The organism is Bacillus sp. TH17, from assembly GCF_016651125.1.
Lineage (GTDB): Bacteria > Bacillota > Bacilli > Bacillales > Bacillaceae_G > Bacillus_A > Bacillus_A mycoides.
Genome location: NZ_JAEKEN010000001.1, coordinates 4,588,659 through 4,610,994, shown reverse-complemented (window position 1 = coordinate 4,610,994; position 22,336 = coordinate 4,588,659). Strand labels below are relative to the sequence as shown.

16 protein-coding genes are annotated in these 22,336 nt (G+C 36.8%); 6 read left to right on the top strand and 10 right to left on the bottom strand.

The window, feature by feature from the left end; all coding sequences use genetic code 11:
• Positions 1-96: 96 nt before the first annotated feature.
• On the top strand, positions 97-582 hold the full coding sequence (locus JFT95_RS23775; RefSeq protein ID WP_001080696.1) for a VanZ family protein: 486 nt from the start codon (positions 97-99) through the stop codon (positions 580-582).
• Positions 583-681: 99 nt separating this feature from the next.
• Here the strand turns inward: JFT95_RS23775 and JFT95_RS23770 are convergent, their stop codons facing one another.
• Positions 682-3,438 carry a DEAD/DEAH box helicase gene (locus JFT95_RS23770; protein ID WP_201053384.1) on the bottom strand — a complete coding sequence of 919 codons (2,757 nt, stop codon included), beginning with the start codon at positions 3,436-3,438 and terminating at the stop codon, positions 682-684.
• Positions 3,422-5,041, bottom strand: a complete 1,620-nt coding sequence (locus tag JFT95_RS23765; protein WP_201053383.1) for an SWIM zinc finger family protein — start codon at positions 5,039-5,041, stop codon at positions 3,422-3,424. Before JFT95_RS23765 ends, JFT95_RS23770 begins: the two co-directional genes overlap by 17 nt.
• A gap of 158 nt (positions 5,042-5,199) precedes the next feature.
• Here JFT95_RS23765 and JFT95_RS23760 point away from each other — a divergent pair, with 158 nt between their 5' ends.
• Genes JFT95_RS23760 through JFT95_RS23750 form a run of 3 tightly spaced genes read left to right on the top strand, consistent with a single transcriptional unit; the run spans position 5,200 to position 8,640 of the window.
• The gene (locus JFT95_RS23760) at positions 5,200-5,688 is read left to right on the top strand and encodes a zinc ribbon domain-containing protein (RefSeq protein ID WP_002034798.1); all 489 of its coding nucleotides are present in this window, start codon (positions 5,200-5,202) and stop codon (positions 5,686-5,688) included.
• A gap of 5 nt (positions 5,689-5,693) precedes the next feature.
• Positions 5,694-7,247, top strand: coding sequence for a zinc ribbon domain-containing protein (locus tag JFT95_RS23755; RefSeq protein ID WP_201053382.1), 1,554 nt, complete (start codon positions 5,694-5,696; stop codon positions 7,245-7,247).
• Between the two features lie 13 nt (positions 7,248-7,260).
• The gene (locus JFT95_RS23750; RefSeq protein WP_201053381.1) at positions 7,261-8,640 is read left to right on the top strand and encodes a zinc ribbon domain-containing protein; all 1,380 of its coding nucleotides are present in this window, start codon (positions 7,261-7,263) and stop codon (positions 8,638-8,640) included.
• Positions 8,641-8,834: 194 nt separating this feature from the next.
• On the opposite strand, the gene JFT95_RS23745 is transcribed toward JFT95_RS23750, so the two are convergent.
• Both JFT95_RS23745 and JFT95_RS23740 read right to left on the bottom strand, forming a co-directional pair.
• A complete protein-coding gene (locus JFT95_RS23745; RefSeq protein WP_201053380.1) occupies positions 8,835-9,137 on the bottom strand; it encodes a DUF3910 family protein in 303 nt (100 codons plus the stop codon).
• A gap of 85 nt (positions 9,138-9,222) precedes the next feature.
• Positions 9,223-10,113, bottom strand: a complete 891-nt coding sequence (locus JFT95_RS23740) for a cell wall-binding protein EntA (RefSeq protein WP_483862089.1) — start codon at positions 10,111-10,113, stop codon at positions 9,223-9,225.
• Between the two features lie 665 nt (positions 10,114-10,778).
• Between JFT95_RS23740 and opuD the strand changes: the two genes are divergently transcribed.
• Together opuD and JFT95_RS29910 are read left to right on the top strand one after the other, a co-directional pair.
• On the top strand, positions 10,779-12,293 hold the full coding sequence (gene opuD / locus JFT95_RS23735; protein WP_088040446.1) for a glycine betaine transporter OpuD: 1,515 nt from the start codon (positions 10,779-10,781) through the stop codon (positions 12,291-12,293).
• Between the two features lie 306 nt (positions 12,294-12,599).
• Entirely contained in the window at positions 12,600-12,734 is a 135-nt protein-coding gene (locus tag JFT95_RS29910) for a hypothetical protein (RefSeq protein ID WP_002068447.1), read from the top strand.
• Between the two features lie 155 nt (positions 12,735-12,889).
• Here the strand turns inward: JFT95_RS29910 and JFT95_RS23730 are convergent, their stop codons facing one another.
• From JFT95_RS23730 to JFT95_RS23705, 6 genes are all read right to left on the bottom strand, one after another.
• The gene (locus tag JFT95_RS23730; protein ID WP_201053375.1) at positions 12,890-14,191 is read right to left on the bottom strand and encodes a glycosyltransferase family 2 protein; all 1,302 of its coding nucleotides are present in this window, start codon (positions 14,189-14,191) and stop codon (positions 12,890-12,892) included.
• Positions 14,188-14,943 carry a diguanylate cyclase domain-containing protein gene (locus JFT95_RS23725; RefSeq protein WP_201053373.1) on the bottom strand — a complete coding sequence of 252 codons (756 nt, stop codon included), beginning with the start codon at positions 14,941-14,943 and terminating at the stop codon, positions 14,188-14,190. The genes JFT95_RS23730 and JFT95_RS23725 overlap by 4 nt, the downstream gene beginning before the upstream one ends.
• A gap of 266 nt (positions 14,944-15,209) precedes the next feature.
• On the bottom strand, positions 15,210-16,421 hold the full coding sequence (locus JFT95_RS23720) for a NupC/NupG family nucleoside CNT transporter (protein ID WP_201053372.1): 1,212 nt from the start codon (positions 16,419-16,421) through the stop codon (positions 15,210-15,212).
• 363 nt (positions 16,422-16,784) lie between these two features.
• Positions 16,785-18,530: a C40 family peptidase gene (locus JFT95_RS23715; protein ID WP_002167372.1), complete on the bottom strand. Its 1,746-nt coding sequence runs from the start codon at positions 18,528-18,530 to the stop codon at positions 16,785-16,787.
• Between the two features lie 211 nt (positions 18,531-18,741).
• On the bottom strand, positions 18,742-19,626 hold the full coding sequence (locus JFT95_RS23710; protein WP_002016184.1) for a D-amino-acid transaminase: 885 nt from the start codon (positions 19,624-19,626) through the stop codon (positions 18,742-18,744).
• A gap of 592 nt (positions 19,627-20,218) precedes the next feature.
• The gene (locus JFT95_RS23705; RefSeq protein WP_002192267.1) at positions 20,219-22,129 is read right to left on the bottom strand and encodes an LTA synthase family protein; all 1,911 of its coding nucleotides are present in this window, start codon (positions 22,127-22,129) and stop codon (positions 20,219-20,221) included.
• Positions 22,130-22,336: the final 207 nt, after the last annotated feature.

Here is a 22,336-nt window from a genome sequence, read left to right as displayed (position 1 = left end):
TCACTTTATAAATAGGGTGTAAATGTCATGTTTTGGCGTGAAATTTTTTCTTTTTTTTGTTACTCTTAAAAGACTAAGAGAGGAGTTTTCGGGAGAATGAATCGTAAATGGTTATTTTGGATTCCTGTATTACTATGGATGGGGATTATTTTCTATTCTTCAGCACAGCCATATAAAAAACAGGATATGCGCTCGGATATTGAGCAATATGTAAATGCTGAGTTTGTGAAAGAGCATTTTTCATGGGTATCTATCGATTATGGGGGAGGTACACCTGTTAGTATCGCAAATAAAGGTGTAGGTGGATTTGTTGAGTTTTTCCTTCGTAAAGGTGCTCATTTTATGGTGTTCTTTATGCTCGGTTCATTGACGTATTATGCTTTTCATCGATCGGGTTATTCGAGAAAAAGGTGCTTTGCATACGCCCTCCTTTTCGTTGCGGGGTATGCAACATTTGATGAAATTCATCAATGGTTTACGGGAGACCGTACACCGATGTGGCAAGATTCATTGCTTGATACGTGCGGCGGGTTAACAGGAATTATAATAAGCAATTGGTTTTGGCATAGAAAAAGGAGCTAATCTCAGTTAGAGATTTGCTCCTTTTTCATTTATCCCGCTATTTGTGGGAATAGAAACATCCATCTTATCCCGCATTAACTGCCCGTAAAAGCCTTCACTTTATACGCCAAGTAATTCTTTTAGTTCGTCGGTTGATAGTTCGGTCATCCAACTATCGCTTGTAATGACGGCGTTGTTTAATGATTGTTTTCGTTCTAACATTTCATCAATCTTCTCTTCAAGTGTTCCCGTTGTAATAAGCTTATGAACGTGAACGAAGCGTTTTTGACCGATGCGATAAGCACGGTCTGTTGCTTGGTTTTCTACAGCTGGGTTCCACCAACGGTCATAGTGAATGACATGGTTGGCGGCAGTTAAGTTTAATCCTGTTCCGCCGGCCTTTAACGATAAGATGAAGATGTCATACGTTCCGTTTTGGAACTGCTCAATCATCTTGTCACGCTCTTTCTTCGGTACGCTCCCGTTTAAGAAGAGGACGCGCTGACCGAATGTTTCTTCTAACATACTTTTTAGCATGTTCCCCATGCCAATGTACTGAGTGAAGATTAAGCAACTTTCATTTTGGTCTTTTATATTTTCGATGAGCTCCATTACCGTTTTTGTTTTCATAGAGCGCTCGACGATATTTTGTGGTTCTTCTTCTTTCAAATAAAGGGCTGGGTGATTACAAATTTGTTTTAGCTTGTTCAGCATAAGTAATATAAATCCGCGTCTTTCAATTCCGCTTAATCCTTGTACATTTTGTAATGTATCTTGAACAAGTTGTTCATATAAGGAAGCTTGTTCGCCAGTTAGTGGACAATAAGCTTTCTGTTCTTGTTTATCTGGTAAGTTTAATGCGACCGTTTGATCTTTCTTCGTACGACGCAGTAAAAACGGCGAGATAAACCGCTGAACTTGCTGGATTTTTCCTTCATCGCGGTCCTTTTCAATCGGTGTGACGAAGCGGCGCTGGAATTGTCCTAAGCTTCCGAGATACCCATGATTGATAAAGTCGAAAATAGACCAAAGCTCAGCAAGTCGGTTTTCCATCGGTGTACCGGTTAAAGCAATTTTGTGATTTGCTTGTAGGTTTCTTACTGCTTTCGACTGTTTCGTATGTGGGTTTTTTATATTTTGTGCTTCGTCTAAAATAACAGCGTCCCAGCATAACGTACTAAGTTCTTCTTCATCAAGCTGAGCTAATGCATAAGAAGTTAATATAACATCTGCTGATTGAAGAAAATCTTTAAATGACTCATCCTTAGATCGGTTACTTCCATAGTGTAACTGAACACGTAAGCTTGGTGCGAAACGCTCAAATTCTTTTTGCCAATTTCCAAGGACTGATGTTGGTGCCACAATTAATGCAGGACCTGTTTGGAGATTGTTTTCTTTAGCGTATAGTAAGTAAGTTATCGTTTGAATACTTTTTCCGAGTCCCATATCATCGGCTAATAACGCTCCAAATCCAAGCTTTCGTAAGTATAGCAACCACTCAACACCGTGTTGTTGATACGGGCGGAGTGTTGCTTGTAGCGAAGATGGTACATCTACGTTTGGAATATCTCCAATGTGCAGAAGTTTTTGGAAAAGCTCTTCGTAATATCCATCTAGTTCGATTTCAATATCGGTAAACGGACTATCGTCTTCTACAATTTCTGTTTCTGCCGTATTAGATAAATGTTGCTGCAACACATCTTTCATTTCAAGTCCATATTTATCGGCACGGTGCATTAGTTTTTTTACTTCTTCAATAAAGGCAGGATCAAGTCTCATCCATTGACCATTTAAATTGAAAAGACGTTTGTTTTGTTCAACGAGTTCGAAAAATTCGCTTTCTGATAAATCAATTCCGTCTGTTGAAATGCGCCAGTCGAAATTAACGAGCGTATTCATGCCGAAGAAAGACTGTGTTTGTGCTGTACTTTGCTTCAGCTGTACACGCAACCTCGGTTTTGTTGCTTTTAAATTTTGCCACCATGATGGTAGTAAAATTGTAATACCTGCTGCCAGTAATTCATTACTTGCTTCGGTTAAGAAGTTCCAAGCTTCCGTTTCAAAGAGTTCTTCTCGGAACTTGTCGTCCTCTTTTAGCCACGGTACGAGCTTACTGAATCCTTCTTGTGTTTCAAGGATACGTTCTTCGTAATCGTGCCATCGTTTTGGTAAGGAATCGATACTTTCATATACATATATGCGATGTGCACCACGTTTTGGTGTAACGATTGTTTCAAGCTTCCACATTTCAAGTTCTTCTTGCGGTTCTTGTAGTCTTAAGCCGACTGTAAATGGAAGATCATCTTCAATGTAACCAATTTTTCGAAGCCAATCTTCTTCATGTAGTGCTGCTTCCAATTGCCTTTTCGTAAAGTCGTAATGTTCGTATAGTCTCTTTGCATCTTCCCATCCGTCATTTGAGCGAGCATCTTGCAAAATACTTTCGTTCACAGCGGCAGAGAAAAGAGATGCTAACATGTCATCTTCAATTGAAGTATTCTGAACTTTCCAAGATGGCTGCTGAGACCAATGCTTCATGTCAGGTGCGAAGCTGCCGCTGACGAAAGCGTCCCATAATTCACTTGCGTCCTTTGTAAGTGCCGTAATAGGACCGTTCATTTGCATATTTGCAAATGAATTCATCGGTTTATTTGCGATGTATTCAAATGCCTGTGCATTCGTTAACATAACGCCTTGTTTTCCCTCATACGTTGCTTCTTTTAAAAACGTTCCGTAGAAAGAAGTAGAGTGCCATGCGAATGCATTTTTTTTCCAAGTTGCTACGGATAAGAGCGTACCGCTATCATCTTCTCCCCAAAGGAACCAACCTTGACTAACGTGCTGGAGCCTAATTGTTACTTCAGTTTGTATGATCATCGATTAATTTTCCTCTCCGTAATTCCTCTTGTAGTGCACGCAGACGTGAATGTAAGTTAGCGATATGAATAATGAAAGCATCCCATTCATCAGTTCGCTTCAGTCGTTTATAAAGCATACGTAATTTCTTTAAGTAACGAACGGCACGTTTATATGATTTGCGATTTCGCTCTTCAATTGCTTCAATTGCGGCATGGTGATAAAGAGGAAGTGCTGCTTCGGGCGCTTCTTTTTCAATATCTTTCAATGGTTCTTTCAAAAGTTCGATTACTTCGAATCCATATAAGAGCTGAAGTTCCGTCCATGCATGGTATTGTTTCTTCGCAAGTACATATTGTTCATAATTTGTGAAACTATACGGTAATAGTTCTTGTAAAATCATTTCTAATCCCGCTTGTTCATTCGTATGCGTTGCATATGTCTCATACATCATCACAAATAATCGAACGATATCTTGTATGAAGACGGTATTCTCTTGTTCCGTTATCGTTTCTTTTACTTGCTTATAAGTAAAGGAAAGCCAATCTTTAGCGCGGTCCCACTCCATCGCACTTAATAACTCTTCTAACCAATAGAAGTAAAGGCTCACAACAGAAGAAGGCTGTTTTTCCAGTAATTCCATTGCCGATACATCTTCACCGTTTAAAAAGAGCAGGTGAGAAGATGCTAATGCTTTGGAAAGTGGATTGATTTTAGTATCGATTCGTTTTTTTTCTTCTTGTAGCTGCTCTTCTGTTCTTAACAGTTCACCCCATACGTGACGATAAATGAAGAATCGCTCTTGTGTATAGGCATCGGTAGAGAAGAATGCTTCATGTATGAGCCGAGCTGTTTCTTCTAAAATCGGTTTGGATTCTTCTGGAATCGCCTCTGTTTTTAGGTCCCTAACGGTAGATTCAACTTTATCAACGAATAGGCGAATGACGTTAACTGGTTGGTGATAAGAATATAGTTTGTTTGCTTCAAATTCTTGAATTTCTTCTAATAATTTTTGAAAGCAATAAAGTGCCGCGTGCAACTTAAATAATTCATGAATAGCAACGATGCGCGGAGCTTTCCGTTCTAATTTTGTATAGAAGTCTGTAAAAAGACTCATAAGAAAATACATTTGTTTATAAGTGAGCCGCGCTTGTTCTTTTTTAAATGATTCATATTCATTTTCAAAGTATGTTTGCCAACTTTTATAATCCATTTCTTCAAAAGCTGATGATTGCAATACTTGTCGTGCAGTTCGAATAGGAGGAAGAGAAGGTTTTGTATTATTTTTGAATAAAGTTAATACATCTCCTACTTGCCCAAAACTAGAAGCTGCAGATAGTAACACAGCAAGCATATGCTGACATTGCGTTGGCGCGAAGCAATCGCAATAGCTTTCAGTGACATTACGAATCGGGATGTGAACGCTATATACACTGCCTTCAGCATTTACAGTTCCGGATAGCGTATAGCCATCAAAGTCAACGTTATAGACAACACCACTACGATATAGTTGCCGAGCTGTAGCGACATGCTCTTGATCAGCAACTTGCTGTGGATCAAGCCCTTGAACGAACTCATTCGCAATCATCATAATTTCATCTTTCGTAATTGAGTCTTGCAGCATAATATTCCTCCGTACACAGATTTCTTTCCTTTACCATTATAAACAAAAAATGCTCAAAACAGAAAAAATGAAATTCTAATTACACAATTAGAAAATCATGGTAATATATATAATGTTAATTTTGTATATTACTATGTAATTAAAAGGAGAGAATTTGTTTGTCAGATTTACAATCGAAGTTTGGTAATGGCATGAATAAGTTGCAAGAGGGAATTGAGCAAGGCAAGATGAAGTTGCAAGTAGCACAGGAAATGGCGCAATTAAAGAAGATTACACAAGAGAAGTTACAAGAAAAAACTGAAATTTTACTTGAACTTGGTCAAACGGTATATATGCAACTTCGTGATGATGAAGTTCGAATAGATTTGTTGAAAGCTATTGTAGCACCAGTGCAAGAGCTTGATGTTGCTATTTATAACACGCGCAGACAAATTTCTAATTTACAGAGACAAGAACAAAAAGGACAGTGTAGTTGCGGTGGTCCATTATCATTAAATGATAAATTTTGCGGGCAGTGCGGTAAAGAAAATGAGTTACTCCTTCAATCAAAAAATATTGAAAAAGAAGCATGTTCTTCATGTGGTGAACAAATTGCAACGGAAGCTACATTCTGTCCAGCATGTGGTATGAAGCAAAGTAAGGAGTGAGGAACATGTATTGTAAAATTTGCGGTTTAGAACAGCCTGAGGCAGTAAACTATTGTACACATGACGGCTCAAGTACGGATAGTATAGATAGCCATGTTATGTTAGTCCTGCAATCTTCGAAGTATTGCCGAACATGTGGACAGGAAAGTAAAGAATATGCTACATATTGTGAGAAATGCGGTGATTCTTTATTAGGAGTCGCCCAAAAAGAATCGAACATGAAATTACCAAATGCAGGAGCGCAATTACATGTAAATGCATCAGGAAGTATGCTGAAAAAAGGATTATTCGGTGGTGCTTTTGCAATTGTATGTATGTTCATTGCAGGCTTCATTGGCAGTTTAATAATAGATTCTGCTATAAATGATGTAGTGGAGACAGCGGTTAGAAATACGGATGGTATGTTGAATATGAATACCATTAATCAATCATTTATTGGTATAGCACCATTAATTTTAATGTGTCATTTAATAGGTATTGAAATTAGCGGGAGCGGGGCATACACGATGTCATTCCTTCTTCATATCCCGTTATTCATCTTGGTAACTATTCCGGCACTTATATTAGGTGGAAGTGGATTTTTTGTTGAAAGAAAAAAACCTTCAATTAGTTGGCGAGAGAAGTTCATGACATCATGTGTAATTGGCATGATATACGGTATTTTCTTATGTATTGTAAGCTTTATGGCAAGTTCTTCTACATCTATTTCTTATTTCTATCAAACGATGACTATTGATGTTGTATATTCTCATGTTGTTAGTTTATTGTTTGGTATTATATTTGGCCTATTATTCAGCTTTATTGGTATGAGTATTGAAGCAGGACCACATCGTATGCTTTCTTCTACTAGTCAGTTTGTCCCGTATGTAACGTCTATTTATTATAGTATAGTGACTGTTTTGAAAGGACTACTTATTACATTTGGTATTATACTTATTACGATTTTATTTAGTAGTTCAAAATCAATGGGTCCAATTGATTTTCCAGAGAAGGCGTATAAAGTATTACTTTCTTTAGAAGCAACACCTTTCATGTGGAATATGGCCCACCTTTCTCCAACTGAAATTGAGTGGGGAAATATGGAGAGAGAAATGCATAGATATTCAGTCGAAAAAGGTCCACTGCATGTATCGTATATGTCAGGCATATCAATACAGGGTACGTCTTTAAAAGACCTGGAAATCGCTAATGGTGCTAGTGCTGATCGTATAAAAGATATTGATGATTTTAATTCGTATTTACATTGGTGGGGATTATTAATTCTTCTACCATGTATTCTACTAGTTAGGGCTGGAATGAAATTGGCTCAATATCGTATGCGAAATATGTACGTAACTATAGCAGTGTTTAGCGCTGTTTATACAGTGATGATGCTTTGTGTAAATGGATTAGCAAAAATTCATATTACAGCTTCAGGAAGTAAGGAAATTATGAAGGAGTTCGCTGGAATTTCTGGACCGATATTATCTATTCAAAGTAACACGCTATATTTAATAGTAGGTAGTTTTCTTATTTCTTACGTATTAACATTCGCGGGTATGAAATTAGTAAAAAAATAAGGGGGAGAAATACTTGAAGTTTTGTGGAACATGCAATAAACAAGTTGCGGATCATTTGAACTTTTGTCCTGATTGCGGAAGTAAAGTAGAAGAAATTGCTGATCAAACAGCTTCTTCTTACTCAGAAATGCGGAGAGAAACAAAGTCAGTGAAAAGTAAGAAGAACATGTTTTTACTTATAGGTTTTGTCATTGTTTTTGCTATTTTATTTGGCGCATATAAATTCGGTGCGAGCAAGTTTTCGAAGGAAAAGCAAGTAAATGCAATGATTGAAGCATTCCAAAATAAAGATGTGAATGCAATCGATGAGATTTTGAAAGTAGACGATCCAACCTTAAAGGTTAAGACAGAAGATATTAAGGCGTATATCCGTTATTTAAAAGAGAATCCTTCTTATAATAAAGAACTGTTATCATATTTGCAAAGAGAGACAGTAGATCAAAAGTTAGCAAGTGATAAAGCATCTTTTAAAGATGGGAAAATTATAGAAGACGGGAAAGAATGGTTCTTGTATCCGAAGTATAAGTTCAGCATGAAGTCGTATTACATGAATGTTAGCACAACTGCAAAGAATGCTGAAATATATGTGAATGATAAAAAAGAAACAGAGCTTTCTAGTGATAAAACTTCGAAAGAATTAGGTCCATACTTCCCGGGTGCTTATGTTGTAAAGGCAAAGGCGAAGACGGAACTTGCTGAATTAGAGACAGAAAAAGAAGTGGATTTAGCAGATGAAAAGAATGGGACAATAGAAGTGAATTTATCACTTGAAGGAAATTATGTAACCATTTCATCTGATGAAAATGATGCAACTGTATTTGTTAATGGCAAGAAACGCGGAAAGTTAAATTACGGAAGTTATAAACTTGGTCCTGTACCGACGGATGAAACGGTAGAAGTACATTTGGAGAAAAACGCTGAATTTGGTGTGATGAAATCTGAAAGTATTAAAGTTGGAGATCAAAGTACATATTACTTAAAGTTCCCAAAAGAAGCTTCTAGTTCAGCGGTTGGAGATTTTGTACAAAATCATATTTATAATAACGTGCGTGCAATTGCATTAAACGATTTTAGTTTAATTGAAAATGATTATGATAAGAGCGGGAAATCGTATAAGGAAGACCGTGATTACTTACAATATCTACACAAAAAAGGAATTACAGAAGATTTATTGACAATGAATATTCGCAATGTAGAACGTCAAGGTGCAACGAAATATAAAGTAACGACATATGAAGAATATCATATTCGTTACGGTGACGGCTCTGTAAAATTCAAGAGCTTTAATAATGACCATATCGTTACTGTTAATGGAAATGGAAAGATATTATACCATTCTCTTGGAGCGAATAATACGCTGAAATCAGAGGAAGTATCTGGTCCGACTCGTTAATATAAGAAAGAGGCTGTTCAATTTTGAACAGCCTCTTTCTTTAGGTAGCTTGCCGTTATTGTCAATCTTTGACGGTAAATCGATATTCCATGTTGAACCGTTGATATAATTTTCTCTACTCGTGTTCATGAAGGGAAAGTAAAAAGGATATCACCTAGTTGGAAAATCCTACTAGGTGATATCCTTTTTTGCAATTAGAAGCGGGCTTCCTTCAATATCGCTTGTACATATGGATCATTTAATATTTGCTTTATGAGCGGTAGCATTTCTTGCTCGAATGGAATATCAATAGGGAATGGCTTTTGAGAGCCTGGTTTTATTCCGTATTGTACGAGTTTGTAATGTGTATTTTCTTCAGACTTGAGCACAATTAATTTATAGCGATTGTCATCGTTTGTTAGTGAGAAGTCAATTGCGATTGCATCATATGTTACATCATTTTTATATATGTACGGCTTTGGTGTACCGACCCAGTCTACCTTAGCTTGTAAATTCATGGACGTCACCTCCTTATATGTATTATATAAAAAATAAAAGCCAGCTCTCAATAAAGAGAACCGGCTGTAATTTAGCAGTCATTGGTTATTTTAAAATTTTCACTTTAACAGTTTTGCGTCCCCATTTTTGAGCAGCGCTATCTGATCCAAGTAGGATGTCGATACGGTTACCTTTAATTGCACCGCCAGTATCTCCAGCGATAGCTTCTCCGTAACCTTCTACCCATACTTTCGATCCTAATGGGATTACTTTCGGGTCAACAGCGATCATTTTCATGTTTGGGTTCGCTGTTAAGTCATGACCCATTGCAGTTAATACACGGCCGCCGTATGTGCCACCGTTTTCACTTGGGTGAGCTGTATATGCCGTAGCTACAACTGTTAACTCACGACCACCAGAAGGTGTGCTAGTCTCAGCAGCTTTCACAGCAGGCTTAGCAGCTGGTTTTGCTTGTGCTGCAGGTGCTTGAGCTTTAGCTGGTGCTACAGTTTTAGCAGGAGCAGGTTGTTCTTGTTTCTCGATAACAGGTGCTGTACCTGTTAAGAAAGGAACGTGAACATAAGCTGTTTTCCCGTTATATTCAAATTGTAACCACTCATTTTTTACTTGGTTCGTTGTTTCGATCATATCGTCTTTCTTAAGCGTTCCAAGAATTTCTGAGTTTGTGTTCGCTTCAGCACGTACATTTAATACGTTAGCTGTTACATAGTAAGAGTTCTTTGTAAACTCTGCACTTACGAATGCGTCTTTACCATCTAATTTGATTTGTGACCATCCGTTTTCTGTATTTAGAACATCTAATTTATGACCATTCTGTAATTTACCGACAACTTTTGATTCAGTAGTAGGGTTTTCTCGTACGTTTAGTACGTCTGTTGTTACAACAGTTTCTGCATTAGCAGATGCGGTGAAAATCCCAAGACCAAAAACTGCTGCTGTTGCTATTCCAATTAATTTTTTCATGATAGCCTCCATTGCGTTTGTTTTCGTGTCCTCATTATAGCAACAGATTTTTTCGGATTTTGGGAAAACACACAATTACAAACCATTCGTAATAAGTCGTTAACACTTTGTAATATAGCTAGAATGAGAGGAAAGCGTTTTTCATTCCATATAATTAGTAGGTTTCTAGTTATATTCAAAATATTTAATGCAACATATTTTTTTCGGTGTAAATAAAAATATTACATAGGTGTTACATAATGATTACTATACAGTTACATTCCTTGAGTATTTTCCCGTTTTATGGGTAATATAGTTATATAAACATAAACATCTCGTTTGTGAAGTTATAAACACGCGCTATATACTAGCAAAAACCCGCATAATTGTTACAAGAAGAAAGGGTTGTAAAGAATAAATCTGCCCTTTTTTAAAACTGTAACACATCCTTTTTTGGGAAAATCTCTTCCCATCCGCATTTTTCTCACACAATTTGACAGTAGTATTCCAATCTTGTAGCTCTTGCAGAGTGGAAAGGTTGTACGGAAGGTAAGGCTGTCCATAAGAACTCTAATTGGTGAAGGCAAACTTGAGAGAGCCGAAAGAAAATCACCACAAAAAACTATGGTTTTCTATCCGATTTAACATATCGGAATTTATGATTTTTACAAGAAATGAAACATACGAAGGGGGATTTGATGAGGAAACTGACGAAAACATTTATTGTCTCATTAACATTATGTATTGCATTTACACTTTGGGGGATTATTCCCGAATCTATTATTGGAAAAGGTAGCTTAGGAAATGTAACGACTGTAATTCAAGCTGCGTTAGTTAGTAAGTTTGGATGGTTCTATATTATTTCCGTTTCTATTTTCTTAGGAATTGCTATTTTCTTAATTGTTTCTAAGTACGGTTCGATTCGTTTAGGTAAAGATGATGATGAACCTGATTATAGTTATATGACATGGTTTGCTATGTTATTTAGTGCCGGTATGGGAATCGGTTTGGTTTTCTGGGGTGTCGCAGAACCGATGAACCATTTATACACACCTCCGTTTGGAGAGAGTGCGACTGAAGAGAGTGCACGCCTTGCACTTCGTTTCTCATTTTTCCATTGGGGATTACATCCGTGGGGATTATATGCACTTGTAGCATTATGTATTGCGTATTTTACATTTAGAAAAGGAAGAGCAAGTACAATTAGTGCGGCGGTCGGTCCGCTATTTAAAGGCGGTGAACATGGCCGTATTGCCCATATGTTTGATGTTCTAGCTGTATTTGCGACAGTATTTGGTGTGGCGACATCATTAGGACTTGGGGCAAAGCAAATTGCGGGTGGTGTTAGTTATTTAACATCCATTCCAAACTCATTACCGACACAGCTAGTAATCATCGGAATTGTAACTGTTCTTTATATGCTATCTGCGCAAACGGGACTCGATAAAGGAATTAAATATTTAAGTAATGCGAATATTATTTTAGCGTTTGCACTTATGATAATTGTATTATTTGCAGGTCCAACAAACTTTATTATGAATTATTTCACTTCAACAATCGGTTCATACATTCAAGAATTGCCAAGTATGAGTTTCCGTTTAAGTCCATTAAATGAAGGCGGAAATCAATGGATTCAGTCATGGACAATTTTCTACTGGGCATGGTGGATTGCATGGTCACCATTCGTAGGTACGTTTATTGCTCGTGTGTCACGCGGGCGTACAATTCGTGAATTTGTTGTTGGTGTGTTACTCGTACCAACAGTAATTGGTGCGCTTTGGTTCTCTGTTTTCGGAGGAACAGGTATTCACATGGAGCTATTTGATGGTGCAAATATATATGGACAAATTAAAGAAATGGGCACGGAAGTAGGATTGTTTGCTATGTTAGACCAAATGGGTAGTATGGGACCGGCTTTATGTGTGTTAGCCATTTTACTTATTTCAACATTCTTTATTACATCGGCAGACTCTGCTACGTTTGTTCTAGCGATGTTAACGACACATGGTAGCTTAAACCCACCAAATCGTATTAAAATGGTTTGGGGTATTGTTCTAGCGGCGTTAGCTTCGATCTTATTGTATGTCGGAGGATTAGAGGCGCTGCAAACTGCGTCGATTATTGCGGCCTTCCCGTTCGTATTTGTTATTTTCTTTATGATTGCAGCACTATTTAAAGAGTTGCAAAAAGAAGGACGTATGAAACAACATTAATAATAGAAGAAAAAAATTCTGTATATATAAATAGTATTAGGACTGCCGACATTCGGCAGTCCTTTTTCACTGTTCTATACTATTGTAGGAAAAGCATTACTTTGTTACGGAATACTATAGATATCGGTAATTTAAAAAGAAAAATCGATATAGTTCGACAATATCTGATATTTTACACGTTATATTCATATTTTTGACAAAAATATGTCGGAAATGTGTTGTCACTTTTATGTATATGTGCTATATTATTTCCTGTAAGCGATTTCAAATAGTTTTAAAGCGCATTCAAGGGGGACAACTAGAATAATGAAACGTTACGAAAGAAAGTGGAAGCATATTTGTTTGAAACGTGTGGCACATCGAAATGCCCAAGAAAGCACGGAACCAAAGACCGAAACTCGTAAAGAGCATCAAGAGAAGCAATTGGTTCTACAAAAATAGCAATCACTTTTTCGTATATAAATGAAGGTCGATCGTTCGTTGGGGGATGGACGTGAAATAACTTTCAGCTAAGGGGTATTGTCTGATATATATAGTATTACGGTAAAAAATAAGCACAGAGCATACGGCGCTCTGTGCTTATTTTTTAATGAAATCTATTTTTCTTTTTTAAATCGTACTGTTTTATCCCAACCAATTACTTGTTTCTTGCTCTTTGCACGTAAGTAAAGAATGAGACTGCGAATAAACAAATACGTAAAGAGCTGTGCGTACGTAAAGTACATAATGACGCTTATGAAAATATTGGTCGGTGTAAAGGTTCGTTCGACGCTCTGAGCACTAAATAATTGAGAAACATATGTAATATATGCGACATACCACATAAATAGTAATGGAATGCTATATTGAATTTGGAATATGCCGAGCAGTCCAATTATAAACCAAACGTTTGAAATGATTAGGAATAGCCAAAATACGACATACACTAAAACTTGTTGTAAGGAATGGACGAGAAGTTTCCCTTTAAAAAAGCTTAATGAAGAAAACATTTTTTCTAAAATGTATAAGTTTCCTTGAAGCCAACGTGTCCGCTGTTTTATAAGAATTTTTAAATGTTCAGGTTCTTGTTCCCATGTAATCGATTCCGGGACGATTGGTAAGAGATAGCCCTTTTGGGTAATTCTTAATGTTAATTCAGCATCCTCTGCAATTGCATAAGGATCATAGCCGCCAAGTTCTTCTAATGCGGAACGACGAAGAAGCATGTTTGTTCCGGTTAGTGAACCTGTTTGGAATAATAGCCAGCGTCCAGATTGCATAAGGAGCTGGAAAATCTGAAATTCTAATGAAATCATTCGTGTAAGCCAGTTTCTTTTCTCATTTACTGTACGAACGTGTCCAACTGCTCCAACGGCATCCTTTGTTGTTTCAGCATGTTCTACGAGCATTCGCAGTGCATGTGGTTCAGGTTGATTATCTGCATCGTAAACACAGAAATATTCACCATCCGAAATGCTAAGGCCGTAGTTTAATACACGCGATTTTCCTTTCGGTTCGCCAGGTGGTACACGAATGTGATGAATATGAGCATAAGCTTTGTCGAAATCATCGCCAATTTCAGGTGTTTCATCTTGAGAGTTATCGTTTAATAAATAAACGTTTAGTTTGCCTGGGTATTCAATCTTTGCCATTGCTTCTAATGTATCTTTAATAACAACTCCTTCATTATGGGCAGGTATTAAAATATCTACACTTGGATAATGTTCTAGCGTACGATCTTTTCGTTTACTATTTCGATGAATTAAACCCGCAATTGTTAAGAAAGAGTAATAAACGAGTAAACCAGAGAATAGAAAGGCCGTAAAAATCAATACATACTTAATTGAAAATGTGATGCTGATCCAGAAAACAAGTACACAAAACAAAATAAATAAAAGAAGTATAACGAGTGTCATCATAATGTGATATGTCCTTTTGTATTGATTTGTTCTCGTTTTATTTTAATATCTTGAATTGCTTCAGCAGCAAGCCATTGCGCCATTTTTGGATGTAGACGGTTCATTACAATGTCAGCACCGGCTTCATTTGTATTTTGTAATAAAATAACTAATGTGTTGCTGTCATATTCAGCAGCAAGGTCAAAGTCAGCTCTGACTGTATCAACTAACAATGAAGCTACACGATCCATGACACTTTCCTTCGTATATTTACTAAAGGAAGTGAAATCAAAGAAAATGATAATGCCTGTTTCATTACGACGATTCATCGCAGTTGTTAATAAAGCTTGTCGTCTTTCGAATTCTTGTCTTGTTAATAATTTTGATTCTCCAATGTATTGCTCAAGCACTCTCACTCGTTCAGTTAACTCTTTATTTTTAAGGATAACCTTTTTTAATAGATGGGTTGAAATATAAACAATGAAGAAGTTAGCTGCCATCAGGAAGTGGGTAATAATATATTCCCATTGATCTGATGTACTCCATAAGTGAAGCCACGCTTGATAAAATAAATAGAATACTGAAATGATTGTTCCCAGTATGAAGAAAATAAATGCTGTTTTATCAGGTAAAAATAGGAATAGTACATTTATGATGACATATATAATTGTAAAAATGAGCGCGTGCTCATATTTCGTCACATGTACAGTAGTAAAATAAAATAAAATTTGTAAAATCCACATAGAGAGGACTTTATAGGACTTATCTTTCACGAAACGTTCCTCCTTAAAGCTAATTCGTGCTGGATATTTGTAGTATGCACAATTATTAAGAAATGGACCATGTAACTGGAAGTCTTTTTTTAGCGAGCGACATCAGGTAGTATCCCTCTTGTACAAGAAAAAATAAACAGACATACATACTAATTATTGTAACATAGCGTCTATACATCTATACATAAAGTATTTAATATATATGAAAATTATATTTATGTTATATAAAAAAGCCTCCTCTTTAAAAGAGGAGACTTTACATGAGTTTATAGGAACATCATACCTGCGACTGCTGCGTTTAAGAAGTTCGCTAGTGTACCAGCGATAACTGCTTTAATCCCTAATTGTGCAATTTGTTTACGGCGAGTAGGAGCTAACGTTCCTGTTACACCTAATTGAATTGCGATAGAAGAGAAGTTTGCAAAACCACAGATTGCAAATGTTAAAATCATATTTGTTTTTGCAGAGAACTCTGCCATGTGTGGTCCTAAGTTTGCATATGCAACGAATTCGTTGATTGCAAGTTTTTGACCGATGAAACTTGCTGCTTGCACGGCTTCGCCGGGTGAAACCCCGATTAAGATTGCAAATGGTGATAATAAGTAACCGAAGATTAAATCAAGGCTAAGTTTAATATCGAACCAAGAACCAACCAATCCTAATAAGCCATTTAATAAAGCGATTAATGCGATGAAAGCCATTAGCATTGCAGCTACGTTAATAACAAGTTGTATACCTTCAGATGCACCGCGTGCAGCTGCATCGATAACGTTTGCGTCTTCACGCTCTGTTGAAAGTTGAACGTTATTATCTACTTTTTCTGTTTCTGGCATAATTAGTTTTGCAATTAATAAACTTGATGGAGCTGCCATAATTGCTGCTGCTAATAAATGTTCTAGTGGAATTCCCATTGCTGCATATCCGACAAGAACCGATCCGGCAACAGCTGTCATACCACTTACCATAATAGTGAAGAATTCACTGTTAGTTAAACGTGCTAAGTATGGTTTAATTAAAATTGGTGCTTCTGTTTGTCCTAAAAATACAGTTGTTACTGCATTTAAGCTTTCTGCTTTAGAAGTTCCAAGAAGCTTGCTTAATGCACCACCAATGATACTAACGAATTTCTGCATAATACCTAAGTAATATAAGATTGCTACTAATGAACTAATAAATACGATTGGAAGTAGTGCTTGAATAACGAAAATAAATCCCCAAGGGCCTTTTGCGTTGACTAAATCCCCAGCAACGAACCTAATTCCCTCGTAAGAAAAATTAATTAATCCTTGAACGCCGTCAGCAGCAACTTTTAAGCCTGCTTTTCCAGCATCCCATCGTAATACGATAAATGAAAATGTCATTTGTAATGCTAGCGCGATTAAAATTGTGCGCCAATTAATAGCTTTGCGGTTGGAAGATAGTAAGAAAGCAATTGCTAATACTCCAATCACGCCGCCAATTCCCCATAAAACATTCATGCAGTGTATGCTCCTTCCTCATAGTAAAAAAGTGTATAAACCAGTTGTTTATACTTTTGCGAATATAACATCTTAAGTAACTTATCATAATGGACATCGGAGGTCAAACGTCTAACGAAAAGTTTAAATAAAAAGAAAATTCTTTGAAAAAACACATATAAAATGAATAGACATGAAATAGGTTATGTTTTTTGTTGAAATATATTCATTATGATAACGTTTTGGGCAATTTCAATAGAATATAGTGTATGAAATAGGAGAATGAACGCATAATTTTTTCGTAGAGAGAATGAAAGGGGATTACTATGCTGAGTCTTTTAAAAAGAGGCCTTCTAGTAAACTAGAAGGCTCTGAAACTATAACTTAAGGTGCTTTCGTATACCCTAAGAAATGGCTTTTCCAATAAGAGTTGTTTAATGAAGCGATTGCTACACCTTTATCTCCGGATTGGATGAATGATCCCCCGCCAAGGTAGATACCCATGTGAGAAGGACCTGCTTTATAAGTATCTTTGAAATAAATTAAGTCTCCAGGTTGTGGACTTGAAGTTTGTGGTAAGCTGCTCCAATATCCAGCAACACTTTGGCGGCTAATGTTATGACCAAATTTCTTAAATACGTGGTAGATGTAACCACTGCAGTCAACACCATTAGCAGAAGTACCGCCCCAAACGTATGGTACGCCTTGCATAGATTTCGCGTATGCAAGTAGAGAAGAACTGTCACCGCTATTATTAGTATTATTATTGTTGTTATTATTTTGATTGTTATTTTGGTTGTCGTTAGGCTTATTATCTACTGCGCCACCAACTGGTGTTTTAGATAGGAAACGTGTTCCGATGTAACCAGTTTGACCGTTGTAGTTAATTTTGCTCCATCCAGAGTTTTCAGAGATTACTTGAACCTTCTGTCCTTGTGGAAGTGCGCCTATGATTCTATAATTTGTACCTTCGCCGCTACGTACATTTAGTGCAGAAGCATTAATGTAGTAGTCGCCAATTGCACCTTGATCAGGTTGTTTTGGCTGTTCAGGCTGTTTCGGTTGTTCAGGAGTAGCTGTGCCACCTTTAACGAATTTTACAAATTCGCTACTAACATAGCCTGTTTTTCCTTGGTAGTTTACTTTAAACCAGCCGTTTTCAGATCCGACTACGTTTAATGTTGTACCATTTAACACGCCGCCAATTACACTATGGTAAGCTGCAGGGCCTGTACGAACACGTAGAGATGTTGCGTTAACAACGTAAGTACCACCAGTTTGAACAGTTCCATTATTATTTTGCTCTTGGTTGTTACCTTGAGTGACGTTTTCGTTAGAACCGCCTTTTGTTACGTAGTCCTTGCTTAAGTAAGCAGTTTGTCCTGCGTAATTGATTTTGAACCAATCTTGAACTTCGCCTACAACTTGTACTACTTGTCCTTGTTTAACAGAACCTACAGTTGGATGAGAAGTGCTAGGACCTGTACGAACGCGAAGGGAAGATACATTTACTGTATAGTTTCCACTTGCTGGTTGAACAGTTGCTTCATTGTTACTATTGTTGTTATTGCTTGTAGAGCCAGTATTTGAAGAAGCGCCTGATACAAATTGGCTACTAACATAACCAGTTTGTCCGTTATGGTTGATTTTCACCCAACCATTTTCTTCTCCAATTACGTTTAAAGTTTGTCCTTCATATACACGTCCTGAAACAGAACTAGAAGTGTTAGGAGCTGTACGTACACGTAATACATCAGCAGTAACTTTATTGTTTCCACCTGTGCTTACATTGTTATTCGTTGCTCCGTTTTTTGATACAAACTCGCCACTAACAAAACCAGTTTGTCCATTAACGTTAATTTTGAACCAACCATTTTCTTCTCCAATTACGTTTAATGATTGACCATTATAAACGCGAGAGATGACGTCGTGAGAAGTACTTGATCCTGCACGAACGTGTAGTACGCTAGCATTCACCGTATATGATGAATTGTTTGATGCGGAAGCTTGGACAGTTTGTGTAGCAGCTTTTTGTGTATTTTGTTCAGGGGCAGCTTGAACACTATCAAGTGTAGGGGCTGCTCCTCCTGCTACAGACACTGCCGCAAGACCGGCAAGGTATTTTTTCATAATTTGTCGATTCCTTTCTGTCTGTAATGTAGTGAAGAAATATTTACCAACTGTTAAAAATTCTAAAGAGCATGTCGATTACTGTCAAGACTTATGTGGTAATCTGAATATGACAAAAAGGTTACAAAAAAAAAATCAAGGTATAAATCTGCACCTTGATTTCCATTTAAATACATATATTTGATGTGGAAAATGAGAAGATTATTCGTATTTAGGAAGATGTGCTGTTGGATTTTAAAAGGCTTTGAGAAAATGACCTTTGCAGTAATTTGGTGATAGGGCCAACTTGACCATCTTGAATCGCAGTTCCATCGAGATGGGTCATCGGTAAAATTTCAATAGTCGTTCCCGTAAAGAAGCATTCATCTGCTTGATAAACATCGCGAACGCTGAAAAGCTCTTCCTTTACAGGAAGTTGAAGAGTGTTAGCTAAAGAAAGGACGTACTGACGAATAATGCCGTTTAAAATAAGGTGATTGGCTGGATGCGTATACAGTGTTCCGTTTTTTATAAGAAAGAAGTTAGAGTGGCTACCTTCAGTTACAATACCATTTCGTACGAGAAGTGCTTCTTTACAACCTTTGCGTTCAGCTTTCGTATAAGCTAATACATTTGGTAATAAATTTAACGATTTAATATCACAGCGGAGCCAGCGTGTATCAGGTTCTGATATAGCACGTACACCGTATTCAATCCATAAAGATGGTCTTTCTTTTTTTGAAATATAAGCATAGATTGTCGGAGATATGTCATATGAAAATGCATGTGCTCGAGCTTGTACACCACGAGATACTTGTAAGTAAATTGTTCCGTCTTCGTGGAAATTATTGTTTTCAATTAATTTGTAGAGTAAGATGATGAGTTCGGCTTTTGAGAAAGGAAGTGATAATTCTATTTCTTCAAGGGATCGATATAATCTTGTTAAATGTGGGTCTAATAAGTGAAAGTTTCCGTTATAAAGGCGAATAACTTCATAGACGCCATCGCCAAATTGTAAACCTCTTTCTTCAAGTTCTATGTACGCGCGATGTTTTGTTGTATCAATAACTGCATCATTCCATAGTACAAATCTTTCGTATGCCAATTTTCGTCCCATCCTTTCGTTAGTACATGAATAAAAATCACTATAGTAATTTTTATGTAAGCAATTCTCTACATATGACGTATATGTATTTGTAAATCACAGAGAAGTAGTGGTGATTTATCCTGCATTAACTGCTCGTAAACGCCCGATTGGTGAGGGCTAATAATCAGTGGGGGATGAACAAAACCCCCACTGATTAAAGTTTCACTTTATAGCATTTTGTATATACAAATTCGGAAATGAGAAATAAGAATCCTGCTTTTTGAAAAAAAAAAGCAACATTCGTATGGAATGCTGCACAAGGAGGGTAGCTATCTTTCATAGGGACATTGTCTTTAAAGGCTTCATTTATGCAAACAAAACACTTGGAAAGACAATTATAAGAAAGTTGAAAACAAATGATGCACACATTTCTCTAAGGGATCCTATTGAAGATGAGAGATAAGAAATATGTGGAACCTTGTTTACATATTTTATTATAAAGATGTTTCGTTAATGTGGTGTAAATATTAGGTGAAGGTTATGTAATTTTAAAGTTAATGAATAGGAGAGGAAGGATAGCAGAAAATAAAAAAAGAGGCTGAGATTACTCAGCGCTCTTCTTTTATTCTTTAATAGCTGTCTTTACTTCACCAGTTTTAATCTTGTTACTTTCAGAGAAGCGAAGTAAGTCACCTTCAATGATTTTGTCAGACATGTTCAATTCATTTTGGGCACGATCAATTAGTGGTTGAGATTCTTCTTTCGGTAATTGCACAACTTCGCCAGTAGTACGGTCGTAGAATGTACTGTTCGTGTACATGTACTTATCTGTAACGAAGCTACCGTCACGAAGAACAACGAATCCTTTATTTTCTGGTGAGAATACATCATGACCGAATTGAATTTGATTCGTAGAATCTACACCAAGTAAGTTTAGAATTGTTGGCTTAATGTCAATTTCACCAGTTGGTTTTGAAATTGTTTTACCTTCTTTTTGACCTGGAACGTGAATAAACATCGGTGTTTTTTGTAAGTTCATATGGTCAAATGTAGTGATTTCTTCTTTTCCTAAGAACTGTGCCATTGCACGGTTATGGTTTTCAGAAATACCATAGTGATCACCGTAGAATACGATAACTGAGTTGTCGTAAATACCTTCTGCTTTTAGACGCTCAATAAAGTGTTTCATTGCTTCGTCTAAATAGCGAGCAGTTACCATGTAACGGTCAAATACGCCATCACCAGAATTGTATTCATCGATTAATTTCGTACTGTCATCATAAGTGAATGGGTAATGGTTTGTTAAAGTAAGGAAGCGAGTATAGAACGGTTGCTTCACTTCTTTTAACATATCGATAGATTGATCGAAGTATTCGATATCTTTTAATCCCCAATTTAATTTTGTTTCTGGCGTAATTTTGTAGTCAAGCTCGTTGTAGTAACGATCATAACCAAGTGCCGGATACATAATGTTACGGTTCCAGAACGTTGCGTTATTCGCGTGGAATACTGATGTGTGATATCCTTGCTGACGCAAAATTTCTGGAGTTGCTGTATATTCGTTATTACCGTGTGTGAAGAATACAGCACCACGGTCTAGTGGATACATTGAAGTATCTACTAAGAATTCAGCATCAGACGTTTTACCTTGCCCAGTTTGATGGAAGAAGTTATCGAAGTAATAACTTTCTTTCGCAAATTGGTTTAGGAATGGTGTAACTTCTTGTCCGTTAACTTGCGCACCAATTAAGAATGTTTGTAATGATTCAAGAGAGACAACAATTACGTTTTTCCCTTTTGCAGTACCAAACATATTTGGATCTGGTTTACTTTGTGTTGTTTTCACGTAGTTTTCTGTTTCTTGTAATTTACTACCATCAGCAAACGCTTTTTGTGAACTTGATTTTGCTTGTAAGCCAAGATCGTATGCTTGGTGTACATATAACCCTAAGTTTTTAACAAGCATAACGCGGTCGAATGAACGTGTTAATAGTTCTGGACGCTCAGCTTCTGCAAATCCTAGGTTTACGCAGAAAATAGCAACCGTTGACACGAAGTATAGAGAACGCATCGGACGTGCTACACGTTCTGTCGGTGCAAAATCTTTCTTCTTCTTCAATAGAACGAAGAATACGATAATATCCGCAAATGCAAGGATGATTTTGTAGTTAAATAATTCTTTCACACTAGAACCTAAACTTCCGAAATTAGACGTTTGTCCTAGTACTGGTAAAGTAACGAAGTCATTGTAGAATCCGTAGAACATTACGTTACCAACAAGAATGAACGTTAAGATAAAGTTAATTCCTAGTGCTATATAGTTACGTTTTTTCCCTTTTGCAAATAATGCAAGACCCACAAACAGTAATGATGCTGCTAATGGACTAATGAATAAAATGAATTCTTGCATGAAAGATTCAAGTTTTAAATCGAAGCTAGTGCGTGTAATGATGTAGGATTTTAGCCATACGGCCAAAGCTACGAATAAAGTAAAACGCACATTTTGAAATTGTGATTTCATGGTTTCTTTCATTCATTTCCACCCTTTCTCTATCAGGCTTGGTCGATTTTGGAGCGAAAAATGTTAAAATAAAAAATACATAGTTTTCTTGGCCATAATTAGAGCTTCTATATTCACCCATATACGACTTTAACTATGCATACCCTTTTTGGTTTCTTGTGCTGCTCATAAGCATAACGTCATTTCTGTATTATACAACAAAATTCATTTCTGAGAAAC

Excerpts from the sequence above, each read along its gene's own strand:
- JFT95_RS23745 (WP_201053380.1), bottom strand. The coding sequence starts at position 9,137 with ATGAATTTACAAGCTAAGGTAGACTGGGTCGGTACACCAAAGCCGTAC.
- JFT95_RS23770 (WP_201053384.1), bottom strand. The coding sequence starts at position 3,438 with ATGATCATACAAACTGAAGTAACAATTAGGCTCCAGCACGTTAGTCAA.
- JFT95_RS23730 (WP_201053375.1), bottom strand. The coding sequence starts at position 14,191 with ATGATGACACTCGTTATACTTCTTTTATTTATTTTGTTTTGTGTACTT.
- JFT95_RS23715 (WP_002167372.1), bottom strand. The coding sequence starts at position 18,530 with ATGAAAAAATACCTTGCCGGTCTTGCGGCAGTGTCTGTAGCAGGAGGA.
- JFT95_RS23710 (WP_002016184.1), bottom strand. The coding sequence starts at position 19,626 with ATGGGACGAAAATTGGCATACGAAAGATTTGTACTATGGAATGATGCA.
- JFT95_RS23720 (WP_201053372.1), bottom strand. The coding sequence starts at position 16,421 with ATGAATGTTTTATGGGGAATTGGCGGCGTGATTGGAGTATTAGCAATT.
- JFT95_RS23755 (WP_201053382.1), top strand. The coding sequence starts at position 5,694 with ATGTATTGTAAAATTTGCGGTTTAGAACAGCCTGAGGCAGTAAACTAT.
- JFT95_RS23775 (WP_001080696.1), top strand. The coding sequence starts at position 97 with ATGAATCGTAAATGGTTATTTTGGATTCCTGTATTACTATGGATGGGG.
- JFT95_RS23765 (WP_201053383.1), bottom strand. The coding sequence starts at position 5,041 with ATGCTGCAAGACTCAATTACGAAAGATGAAATTATGATGATTGCGAAT.
- JFT95_RS23705 (WP_002192267.1), bottom strand. The coding sequence starts at position 22,129 with ATGAAAGAAACCATGAAATCACAATTTCAAAATGTGCGTTTTACTTTA.
- JFT95_RS29910 (WP_002068447.1), top strand. The coding sequence starts at position 12,600 with ATGAAACGTTACGAAAGAAAGTGGAAGCATATTTGTTTGAAACGTGTG.
- JFT95_RS23740 (WP_483862089.1), bottom strand. The coding sequence starts at position 10,113 with ATGGAGGCTATCATGAAAAAATTAATTGGAATAGCAACAGCAGCAGTT.
- opuD (WP_088040446.1), top strand. The coding sequence starts at position 10,779 with ATGAGGAAACTGACGAAAACATTTATTGTCTCATTAACATTATGTATT.